We start from the raw sequence: 8,868 nt of genomic DNA on the forward strand, positions 1-8,868 counted from the left end.
CCTCTCTCATCCCCGTCGCCGCGAAGCCATCGCGGCGCGCTGCTACATTACAAATGTAACGATTACATGTGTAATGATATTCGTTTGGATTCGAGTGTTCGCAGATATGCCCCATTGCTCCGCGAACGGTCGAAACTATCCCCCGAACGGTATGCTTCCCTAGGGCATACGCAGGTATTTTCTTATTCAATATGGCAAAATGCTTGCGTTTTGCAGAGATTGGCGAAGCGTGCGAGATTCCCGCCCCCGCACCGAGTACAACGCGTACAATTAGTTACATATGTAATGTATCGTGCGCGGCATCGCGCCGTCGCACCGTGGGCGGGATCGCGCGTCCGCGCGGCGCGCCCACGGCTCCAGAGGGAGGACACCCATGGCTCGCACCGCAGTCCAGCAAATCATGATCGGAAGCGTCGCCGGCACCGAGGAGCGGGCGGCGTCCGCGCTCGCCGCCATCGCCGCGGCCGGCTACGACGGTATCGAGCTCAACGACTTCATGTGCACCCCCACCCCCTTCGTGGTGCGCGCGCTCACCCGCGCGGCGGGCATGCCCGTGGGCAAGGGCGGCAAGCTCGGCTGGCCGCGCCTCGTGCACGACGCCGGCCTCGAGGTGGTGAGCCTCCACACGAACCTCGGCGCGCTCAAGGAGCATCCCGAGCGCTTCGTCGAGCAGGCGCACGGCTTCGGCACCGCCACGGGCGTCATCACCGGCATGTACCGCTTCGACTATTCCGACCGCGACGCCGTGGAGGGGCTCGCGCACGACCTCAACGCCTGCGGCGAGCGCCTCGCCCAGGAGGGCATGCGTCTGCTCTACCACAACCACAACTGCGAGTTTCGCAAGGTCGCGCCCGGCATGACGGCTTACGAGCTGCTCATCGATCAGACCGACCCCGCGTACGTGAACTTCGAGTTCGACTCGTACTGGCCGGCCGAGGCGGGTGTGGACGTGCTCGGCCTCATGCGCCGTCTGGGCGACCGCATGAAGCTCTACCACATCAACGACCGCGGCACACGCATCGAGGGGCCGTCGATGACCCCCATCCTCACCTCCGACAGCATGGAGCTCGGCTGCGGCAACATGCCGCTCGAGGAGCTCGTCGAGCAGGCGCTCGCCGTGGATGTCGACGCCATCGTGCTCGAAACGCACAAGAACTGGGTAGATAAGTCGCCCATCAAGAGCCTCGAGGTCAGCGGCGCCTGGCTCCAGGAGCACGTGAAGTAGGAGCCCGCCCCCGAAGCGCGACGAAGGCGGCGCCCCGACCGGCCATGTGCCAGTCGGGGCGCCGCCCGTTTCGCTATCCGCACGCGCCCGCGCCCTTACGCGAACGCCTCGTTGATCTGGATGCCGAAGTCGCGGCAGGTGTCGCGGAGCCCCTGGTCGGAGATCTTGTTCAAAAAGTCGTCCGACCCGCCGTTGGCCGCGCGCGCCGCCACGTAGAGCTGCGCCGCCTTCTCGACCGTGTGCGCGAGGCCGAACGCCTCGTCGAAATCGCGGCCGGTCGCGAAGAGCCCATGGTGCGCCCACACGGCGGTGCGGTAGGACTCCATCTTCTCGCTCGTGGCGTCCGCGATGGCAGGGCCGCCCGGCACCATCCACGGCACCACGCCCACGCCCTCGGGGAACACCACGACGCACTCGGTCATCATCTGCCAGAGCTTGCGCGTGAAGGCGCGGTCCTCGAGCGGCACGAGGAAGCTCATCTCGATGATCCCCGGGCCGTGCATGTGGTAGCAGACGCGCGTGGCGCCGCCGTCATGCGCGCAGCGAACGGCCTGGTTCATGAAGTGGCTCTCGAACTCGCTCGTGGGCTTGCCGCCGATGGTGAGGCCCCAGCGCACGCGGTACGTGTCGCCCTCAGGTCCGATCTCTACGATGCCGGCGTTGCCCTCGATGTCGTCCTTCATGTTGCGCATGTAGCAGCCCGTGCCCTTGGCCATGAAGAAGGCGCCGGCCATGGAGGGCGCGCAGACGCCCATCTTGACCCAGGGGCGCGGCTCCGCGTCGAAGTATGGCGCCGCCTCGGCGGCCTCCTCATCGGTCAGGCGGTAGGTGAGGTTCCCGCCGTTGCGCTCGTGCCAGCCCTCATGCCAGCCGTCGTCGCACAGGCGTGCGAACCCCTGCACGAAGGGGAGGTCGGTCATCTTCATATGCGTCATCCTTTCTCGAAGGTGCTATAGGTGCGATGCATGCGGGGCGGCGCGCCGGCTCAGCGGCACACGATCTCGACCGGCACGTCGAGGATCTTCCCCACCTTGCAGATGGTGTCGGCGTGGCGCCCGATGGCCGCGGCCATGTGGTGCGTGGGACCGGCCTCGCTCCAACGGTTCACGAACTCCCGCGCGCCGATGGAGAACCGGGTGCGCATGTTGGTATCGCCGAAGGTGAAGATGGGGCCCTCCTGGTTCTCGCCCTCCGCGACCACGAACTTGAAGCGGCCGTCGGCGTCCTGCGTGAGCGCCAGGTAGGTCACCGGCCCCGTGGGCGGGTAGAACTGCGTGAGGTAGCCGCCGCCCGTCTTGCCGTGGAACACGGGCACGATCTTCATCGTGGGCTTGCGCGCGCGGCTGATGTCCGCGTCGCCCGACCCGGAATGGCCGATGATGCAGATGTCCTCGTCGAAGTCGATGGAGTACATCTCGGAGAGCTGGCCGGTGCCCGCGATGGTCTTCAGGATGCTCATGGCGATGGCGACCTTCATGTCGCCCTCCACCGCGCACGCCACGCCCTGCTTGATGAGCATGGAGAACGCGGGGATGAGCATGGAATCGAGCACGCCGGCCTTGCCCTGCGCGAAGCCGTTGTAGTGGCTGGCCACGAGGGCGAGCTGCTCGTCGCGCGCCCACCGCTCGAACGCGAGGACGTAGCGCGCCATCTCACGGATGGGCTCATCGGAGATGCTCGCGCCGCCCTCGACGTCGAAGGTGTCGAGGATCTCGCGCGCCTTGGCGTCGACCTCCGGGCCGTCGGCGACGTCGTCCGCGATGGCCCACATCTGCTCCCAGTCAAACTGCTTGGTGTAGAGCCCCAGGCGGTTGTAGAGGTTCGTCTCGTCGATGTAGAGGTCCATCATGCCCGGGTAGGGGCGGCCGATCTGCGCGATGTTCGTCCGGCGGAGGCGGCGGCGCACCTGGGCGGCGCGGCACCAGGCGTCGAGCTCGCGCGCGACCTCCGGGTCACCGCCCTCGACGACCCCCGTGATGACGGCATGGCGCTTGCCGGCGCGCTCGAGGTCGGCCACGGCCTCGCCCACCGCGCCGCAGGCGTAGAGCTCGCCGAGCCACGTGGGGATGTCGGTCGCGACGTAATCGGGTGCACGCCGCTTCTGGACGTTCACGATCACGACGGGCACGTCGAGGTCGCGGACGGCGGGCAGCACGTTGTACGAGGTCGCGTAGGTGAGCATCTGCAAGATCACGAGGTCCACGTCGGCGGCGCGGAAGGCGTCGCCCGCGGCCATGGCCTGCTCCTTGGTGGTGACCAGGCCGCCGTCGACGAGCTCGACCGTCGGGGGGAGCGTGGCCTTGAACTGGGCGTACTGCTGCTCGAACTCGGGCACGAGCTGCGGAAACTGCGGAAGGTAGGCGCCGAGGGCGATCGAGAAGACGCCGACGCGCGCTGTGGTCTCTACGAGCATGTGATCCTCCTTGGTCGGGCGCGCCGCATCAGCGCGCAGGGTCGAAACGCTGGATGGGGAACGAGCGGGCGATGGCGGCGCGGGCCTCGTCCACCGAGGCGAACGTGCCCGCGGCGATCATCTGGACGATGAGGTTGCCCAGGCCGGTGCCCTCGACGGGGCCGGCGAGCACGGGCAGGCCGCACGCGTCCGCCGTGAGCTGGTTCAGGTAGGCGTCCTGCGAGCCGCCGCCCGTGATGTGGATGGCCTCGAAGTCGCGGCCGGTGAGCGCGCGCAGCTGCTCGACGCCCGCGGCGTAGGAGTCCGCGAGGCTCACGTAGATGGTGCGCATGAGCTCGCCCGGGGTCGCGGGGACGGGCTGGCCGGCGGCGGCGCAGGCGTCGCGAATGGCCTCGATCATGGAATCCGGGGCGAGGAAGGCCGCGTCGTCCACGTCCACGTGCGCCTCGAAGGGCTCCGAGCGGCGTGCGAGCTCGATGAGGTCGCCGAAGCCGTAGGGCTCGTGCACGGCGCCTCCGGTGAGCGCGGCCGCGATCGCAGTCGGCTCCTTACCCTCCACGTACGCGACGCCGTTGAGCTCGCGGCGCACGGACTGGATCATCCAGAGCCCCATGATGTTCTTGAGGTAGCGGTAGCGCCGCTCGAAGCCGCCCTCGTTCGTGAAGTTCCGCGCGCGGCTCTCCGGGGTGAGGACGGGCTCGGGCAGCTCGACGCCCATGAGGCTCCACGTGCCCGAGGACAGGAAGACCGAGCGACCGGACTGCGCCGGCACGGCAAGGAAGGCGGAGGCGGTGTCGTGGCTCGCGGGCAGCACCACGCGAGCGTCGAAGCCCGTGCGCTCGCGCACCGCGGGCGCGAGGTGGCGGATCACGGTGCCGGGCATGACGGGAGTGGCGAGCAGGCGCTCGGGGATGCCCGCCGCACGCAGCACAGCGCCGTCCCACTCCCCCGTGCGGGCGTCGAGCATCCCGGTGGTGCTCGCGTCCGTATACTCGTTCAGGCGCACGTCCGTGAGCCGCCACACGAGGTAGTCCGGGATCATGAGCAGGCGCGTCGCCCGCTCGAGCTGCTCCGGATGCTCCGCGCGCAGGGTCATGAGCTGGTAGACGGTGTTGAACGGCTGGCGCTGGATGCCCGTGCGCGCGTAGAGCCACGCGGGGTCGAGCGCGGCGTCCGCCTGCTCGAAGATGTTATCGGTGCGCGCGTCGCGGTACGACACCGCATCGCCCACGACCGCTCCCGCCTCGTCGATGAGGACGAAGTCGCAGCCCCAAGTGTCGATGCCGATGCTCTCGGGCACAAGCCCGCGCGCCGCGCAAGCGGACAGGCCGTCGAGCACGCCCTGGAAGAGCATCTCGAGGTCCCAGCAGTCATGGCCGTTCACGCGCCGCTGGATGTTGTCGAAGCGATGCACCTCCTCAAGGTGGATCCGGCCGTCGTCCGCCCAGCCCACGAGCACCCGGCCGCTCGACGCGCCGATATCGACCGCCGCGTGGCACCGCGCCCCCTCTGGCATCTTCATCGCGCATCGCCCTCGCTTCGCCTGGTTTCTGCTATGCACCGCTCATATAGTTGCATATGTAACTTTATAGCGGCTTGCATGATAGCACCGGACGCCCGCCGGAACGGGGCGTATGCGGATACATACCACGAACGGTCACAACGGCGCAGCGAACGGCGCGGGCAAGGGCGCCGAGCGCAGCGCGCGGTGTCCGTTTTCCAACACTTTGTTGGAAATTGCTGGTTGATTGGAGCGCGCCCGGGCGCTCAGACTAAGAGGCGACAGCAAGGAGGTCAGCATGCACCACGTGAACGAACCCGCCGGCACCGCCGCGCCCGACGCTTCCGCCGCTTCTACCCCCGGCGCCCCGGACACCCCCGACGGGGTCGTCTACCGCCGCACGCCGTATGGCCGCATCGTCCTCGCGCAGTGCTCGAGCGCCATGTCCATGACGTTCTACACGCTCATCACGCTCATCAGCTACGCCGCGAACGTGAACTACGGCGTGGCCATGGGCGTGGCGGGGGTCATCCTCACCGGCGCGCGCGTGTTCGACGGCATCGTGAACCCGGCGATCGCCCTCGTCATGGACCGCATCAACCCGCGCCATGGCAAGATCCGGCTGTTCATGTGCGTGGGCTGGCTCATCAGCGCGCTGGCGGTGCTTGCCCTCTACACCTGGAGCGCCCAAGGCGGCGCCGTGCTCTTCGCCCTCGTCTACGCCCTCTACATCGTGGGCAACGCCACGACGGACATCGCCTGCAACATGGCGCCGAACATCATCACGAACGACCCCAAGCAGCGCCCCATGGTGGGCGTGATCGGCACCATCTTCGCCTACCTCGTGCCCATCGCGCTCACGCTCGTCATCACGCTCGGGATCCTGCCGCGCTTCGGCAACGAGTACACGAGCAGCATGCTCGCCACCTGCGCCCTCGCCTACCTGCCCCTCTCGTTCGTCTTCCTCGTCTTGAGCATGGTGGGCGTGGCGAAGGTCGACACGGCGGAGAACTACCGCAGGGTCGCAGGCGCCGCCGAGCCCGTGGACGTCCACGACATGATGAGCCTCCTGCGCGGGAACAAGCCCTTCCAGATGTACCTCTTGAGCTGTGTCTCGTCCAAGCTCTCGCAGCAGACCATGAGCCAGGCCATCGTGAGCACCGTGGTGTTCGGCATCCTCATGGGCAGCGTGCAGTTCGGCAGCATCATGAGCGCGGTCACCTCGCTGCCGGCGCTCTTCTTCGCCTTCGCCGCGGGACGCCTGTGCGGACGGCTCGGCAGCCGCGAGGTCTCGCGCGGAGCCATGCGCGTCGCCATCGTGGCCACGGCGGCGGCCATCGGCTTCTGCCTGGCGCTCAACATGCGCGACATCCCGCGCGACCCCGTGCTCACCGGGGCGTTCTTCGTGCTCATGGTGGTCATCTCGGCCATGCGCATGTGCATGACCACGGCGGACGGCGCCATGCGCGCCGATGTCATCGATTACGAGCTCTCCCGGTCGGGCAAGTACCTTCCGGGCGTGGTGGCTGCCACCTACAACTTCATCGACCGGCTCATCTCGTCGCTCGCCACCACGATCGCCTCGCTCGCCGTCGGCCTCGCCGGGTACGTGGCCACAGCTCCCCAGCCCACCGACGCGCCGACGCCCGAGCTCAAGGTCATCGGCCTCGTGCTGTACTTCGGCATGCCCATCGCATCCTGGCTCATCGGGCTCGCCGCCATGAAGCGCTACAGCCTCACGCGCGAGCGCATGGTGGAGGTGCAGCGGGAGAACGCCGGGCACCGGGAGCAGCGCGAGGCGTAGGGAGGCCGGAGGCGCTCAGGGCGCCGGGGTGTCCGCGGGGTCGGGCGCGTCAGTCCCCGCCGCGTCGACGCCGCCCAGGGCATCGACCGCAGCGAGGTTCGCGCGGACGATGGTCTGCGCCAGCTCGCGCACCTCCACGTCCGCCCCGTCGCGCAGCCAGTAGCTCACCAGGCCGAACATGCCCGAAAGCGAGTAGATGCACTGGTAGAGGTGGCTCCGCGCCTCCGGGGTGAGGCGCTCCCCCGGCGCGAGGGCGCGCGCGGCGAGGGCGGTGAGCAGCTTGCGCTCGAAGCCCGCCGAGCCGTGCTCGCCCCAGAGCACGCGGAACACGTCGGCCTGCTCGCCGATATAGCCGAGCGCGGCCTCCACGATGGCCTCGAGGCGCTCGTGCGAGTAGCCGGCGCGCAGCTCCCTGCGATCGACCTCGCGCGTGAGCCCCTCGATCACCCGCGCCTCGAGGCGATCGAGCTGGTCGAGGGGGTTGTCGAAGTACACGTAGTACGTCGAGCGGTTCACGCCCGCGCGCGAGCACAGCTCCGTCACCGTGACGCGCGTGATGGGCTTCTCCCGAAGCGCGTCGAGCAGCGTCTCGTCGAGCAGGCGTTTGGTGCGGCGCACGCGGGGGCTCTCCGCGCGTGCGCCGCCCGGTACCCGGGTCTCAGCGGCCATGGTTCGCCCGTACCGGCGCGCCCTACCGCGCGACGCGCGTGCCGCCGCCGGCCGAGGCGGCAACGGCGGCGATCTCGTCGGCGGTCACGAGGTTCGAGTCGCCGTGGATGGTGAGCTTGAGCACCGAGCCCGCGATGGCGTAGTCGATGGCCGCCTGCGGCGCGAAGCCGTGCAGGAGCGTGTGCAGGTACGCGCCGGAGAACGCGTCGCCCGCGGCCACGCCCTCGAGCACGTGGACGTCATAGACGGGGCTGAACCACCAGGCGCCCGCGTCGTCCGCGCCCGCGGCGTCGGCGAGGTGCGCGGCGCGGCCGGCGAGCAGGTCATCGGTCGAGGCGCTGTAGAGCATGCCCATCCAGCGGGAATCCTCCACGCTCGCGATGTCGCGGATGACCGAGAGCACTTGCTTGCAGCCGAACTCGGCGCAGATCTGGCGCGCCATCTCCACGTAGTCGTCGCGCTCGGCGATGCCGTTCTTGAGCGAGCCGGAGACGCACGTCATACCCAGGCCGGCGGGCGCGTCCTCGTCGTTCGCCACCACGATGTCCACCATGGGAAGCAGCCGGCGCATAACCTCCTGCGAGCGCTCCGGGCTCCACATCTTGCCGCGGTAGTTCACGTCGCACGCCGTCACGATGCCGCGCGCGCGGCACGCCTTGAGCGCCTCCTCGCAGGCGACGGCCATCTCCGCGGACACCGCCGGGGTCACGCCGGAGAAGTAGAAGAGGTCGACGCCGTCCAGGATGGCGTCCCAGTCGAATACGTCGTGCGCGGCGAGGTTGATGGCGGAGTACTTGCGGTCGTAGACGCAGCCGTTGCCGCGCACGCTCGCACCCACCTCGAAGATGTAGCTGCCCAGGCGGTCGCCTTCGCGCACCACGCGCGAAGTGTCCACTCCGTAGGCGCGCAGGCTGCGCAGGGCGCACTCCCCGATGCGGTTCTTCGGCACCACCGAAACGTACGCGGCGTTATCGCCCTGGTAGGCCAGGGAGAGCGCGGTGTTCGCCTCGGCGCCGCCGTAGCGCACGTCGAAGCTCGCGGCCTGCTCGATGCGCAGCTGGTCGGGCGGCGAGAGGCGCATCATGATCTCGCCGAAGGTCAAGACGGTGCTGGTCTCAGAAAGCACGGGATACCTCCTTGTACCGAAAAGCGGATGCCCCTAAGTATAGGCGCACGGGCCGTCGCGCGGCCGCTCGCTCCGCGCTCTCGCGTTCATCGACAAACTTGTCAGTTTTGCACGCGAAGCGCTTTCGCAG

General features: G+C 68.6%; 7 protein-coding genes. 2 read left to right on the forward strand and 5 right to left on the reverse strand.

Features of this window, described 5'->3' with window-relative positions:
• The first annotated feature begins 373 nt into the window (after positions 1-373).
• On the forward strand, positions 374-1,225 hold the full coding sequence (locus BN423_RS05345) for a sugar phosphate isomerase/epimerase family protein (protein ID WP_019239234.1): 852 nt from the start codon (positions 374-376) through the stop codon (positions 1,223-1,225).
• A gap of 95 nt (positions 1,226-1,320) precedes the next feature.
• Here BN423_RS05345 and rhaD read toward each other — a convergent pair whose 3' ends face one another.
• Genes rhaD through BN423_RS05360 form a run of 3 tightly spaced genes read right to left on the reverse strand, consistent with a single transcriptional unit; the run spans position 1,321 to position 5,160 of the window.
• Positions 1,321-2,151: a rhamnulose-1-phosphate aldolase gene (gene rhaD / locus BN423_RS05350; protein ID WP_019239235.1), complete on the reverse strand. Its 831-nt coding sequence runs from the start codon at positions 2,149-2,151 to the stop codon at positions 1,321-1,323.
• A gap of 59 nt (positions 2,152-2,210) precedes the next feature.
• The gene (locus BN423_RS05355; protein WP_019239236.1) at positions 2,211-3,638 is read right to left on the reverse strand and encodes an arabinose isomerase; all 1,428 of its coding nucleotides are present in this window, start codon (positions 3,636-3,638) and stop codon (positions 2,211-2,213) included.
• A 28-nt stretch (positions 3,639-3,666) separates the two neighbouring features.
• Positions 3,667-5,160, reverse strand: a complete 1,494-nt coding sequence (locus tag BN423_RS05360) for a rhamnulokinase (protein WP_019239237.1) — start codon at positions 5,158-5,160, stop codon at positions 3,667-3,669.
• Positions 5,161-5,437: 277 nt separating this feature from the next.
• Between BN423_RS05360 and BN423_RS05365 the strand changes: the two genes are divergently transcribed.
• Positions 5,438-6,943: an MFS transporter gene (locus BN423_RS05365; RefSeq protein WP_019239238.1), complete on the forward strand. Its 1,506-nt coding sequence runs from the start codon at positions 5,438-5,440 to the stop codon at positions 6,941-6,943.
• Positions 6,944-6,958: 15 nt separating this feature from the next.
• Here BN423_RS05365 and BN423_RS05370 read toward each other — a convergent pair whose 3' ends face one another.
• Complete coding sequence (locus BN423_RS05370) at positions 6,959-7,612, reverse strand: TetR/AcrR family transcriptional regulator (RefSeq protein WP_019239239.1); 654 nt, start codon at positions 7,610-7,612, stop codon at positions 6,959-6,961.
• Between the two features lie 22 nt (positions 7,613-7,634).
• Positions 7,635-8,738 (reverse strand): sugar kinase, encoded by a 1,104-nt coding sequence (locus BN423_RS05375; protein ID WP_019239240.1) that lies wholly within the window; start codon positions 8,736-8,738, stop codon positions 7,635-7,637.
• Positions 8,739-8,868 lie beyond the last annotated feature (130 nt).

Source organism: Enorma timonensis (assembly GCF_000321165.1).
Classification (GTDB): domain Bacteria; phylum Actinomycetota; class Coriobacteriia; order Coriobacteriales; family Coriobacteriaceae; genus Enorma.